The sequence below is a fragment of the Arthrobacter sp. Hb9-2 genome (genome assembly GCF_059091165.1).
Window position 1 is genome coordinate 1 of the sequence record NZ_JBNHGJ010000085.1, and the last position, 1,955, is coordinate 1,955.

Here is a 1,955-nt window from a genome sequence, read left to right on the forward strand (position 1 = left end):
AGGTGTCGTCTGGGAGTGTTATTGACAGCCGGTCCGAGACTGGCTGTCAGGCTGGTGCTGTGACTTCGGACGAACGTGGCCCTGGTGTCGTTTTGCCCTTTGGTTTGATCGAAAGGTGCGTTTGCAGGGATCTGCCCGTTCATCTGGAGTCCAGCATCGGTTCTGTCTACTGCGATGGCTTGATTAGAAGCCTGCCCAGCCTCAGAGGTTGTGGCTCATCCCAGACTTGCCTCGCTGTATTCCGCTGATACCCGTAATGATCCGAAGGAACTGCAGGAGGTACAAATGGCAGTAGTGGCGCAGTCTTATGACTTTGTTGTTGGCATCGATACGCATTCAAGAACGCATACTTTGGCCATCATTTCCGCGGTAACTGGAGCCGAGGTTGCCAACGAAACGTTCCCGTCAACGAACGCTGGGATGAATCGGGCACTGCGCTGGATATCTCGTCGCAGCACCGGCGATAAGTCGCGAGTATTGGTCTCCATGGAAGGAACCGGATCATACGGTGCCAAACTCCGGCAGCTGGCAACGGAGTCGGACTTCCGAGTTATCGAGGCGCCGTTTCCGGAACGTCGAGTTGGCCGAAAAAGGGGCAAGTCAGACAGCATCGACGCAGCTCGGGCAGCGAGGGCTGTCCTAGGAATCGAGACGGATGAGCTTCGGGAACCACGTGCCGGCCAACACCACACGGCATTACGGGTTCTCACCGTTGCCAGAACTTCAATGGTCCGCGAACGAACCGCGGCTATCAATTCGTTGATCGCGCTCCTGCGAGTCGTCGACCTAGGAATTGATTTACGTAAGTCGTTGACTCCCAAAACAATCGAAACCATCGCAGCATGGAGGACACGGGACGAAGGTGTCGGCACGCGGGTAAGTCGTTCGGAAGCCACTCGCTTGGCCAAACAAATTCTCGCGCTTGACGACCAGCTCGAGCAGAACCGGGCTGATATGGCTCTGTTGGTCCAGCAAACCAGCCACGCACTCCTGGACATGCCAGGTGTGGGCCCGATTAGCGCCGCAGCGATTCTTACCGCTTGGTCACATCCAGGCCGCGTCCGCTCCGAGGCCGCCTTGGCAGCGCTTGCTGGCACCTGCCCAATCCCAGCCTCATCAGGCGGAACGATCAGGTACAGGCTAAATCGAGGCGGGGATCGTCAACTGAACAAGGCCATCCACACGATTGCTGTCGTCAGAATGCGCTGGCACCAGGAGACTAGGGAATATGTGGTCCGCCGAACGCGTGAAGGGCGGAACAAGAAGGAAATCATCCGGAGCTTGAAGCGCTACATCACGCGACAGATCTTTCGAACCCTCAGTACAGCCGGCGAGGTTTTCAACGGTCACGCGGCCTCAACGCCCTCTTACTAGACCTTTAGGGTTCGAGTGGGGCAGCCCGTCCGGGTCTACGTGGTCACCGCCACCGGGCGCTATCACAGCAGTGCATGCTGCCCGCCAGAGAGAGCTAACCTCAAGTAAGGGATACCCCTAAGACCATGCGATTAAGAACCCTCGACGACTCCCAGAAGCCTACGGAATTCCTCAAGCGCGACGGTGCTTTGGCGATCAACGTCAAACTCATCTTCAACTGTCGCTGTGTTTAGTTCCGCATCGAGCAACACATTGAAGGCGTTGTACGTGAAGTATCGACGCCCAGTCCGCAACTGATCGATCGCTGTGAGGAGCTGAACCCGGACGAATTCGTCGAGCTCCCCGGTCAGAAACTCGTCAAGGGGTGGTCGCAACTTCTCAGCCATAATCAGGCATGGTTTTCAGTGTCAGGATCACGCGTTGATTCAACCACGGACAGTCGAGGAAATTTAACAGGTGCCTGATCCCACCGCGGTCAAAACTCTCACTCAAGAAGCTAATCTGCGCCTGGTAAAAGATCATGTACGCGCGTGCCGGATCGATCGAACAAGATGGGCTTGACGTATATAGAAGCATCCCTG

3 protein-coding genes are annotated in these 1,955 nt (G+C 56.3%); 1 reads left to right on the forward strand and 2 read right to left on the reverse strand.

What is annotated here, in order from left to right; all coding sequences use genetic code 11:
- Positions 1–285: 285 nt before the first annotated feature.
- On the forward strand, positions 286–1,374 hold the full coding sequence (locus AC5RV1_RS21295; protein ID WP_493995945.1) for an IS110 family RNA-guided transposase: 1,089 nt from the start codon (positions 286–288) through the stop codon (positions 1,372–1,374).
- Between the two features lie 131 nt (positions 1,375–1,505).
- On the opposite strand, the gene AC5RV1_RS21300 is transcribed toward AC5RV1_RS21295, so the two are convergent.
- Both AC5RV1_RS21300 and AC5RV1_RS21305 read right to left on the reverse strand, forming a co-directional pair.
- A complete protein-coding gene (locus AC5RV1_RS21300; protein ID WP_009359359.1) occupies positions 1,506–1,760 on the reverse strand; it encodes a hypothetical protein in 255 nt (84 codons plus the stop codon).
- Positions 1,753–1,955: hypothetical protein (locus AC5RV1_RS21305; RefSeq protein ID WP_493995946.1), on the reverse strand; the 203-nt coding region annotated here is incomplete at its 5' end. The genes AC5RV1_RS21305 and AC5RV1_RS21300, both read right to left, overlap by 8 nt.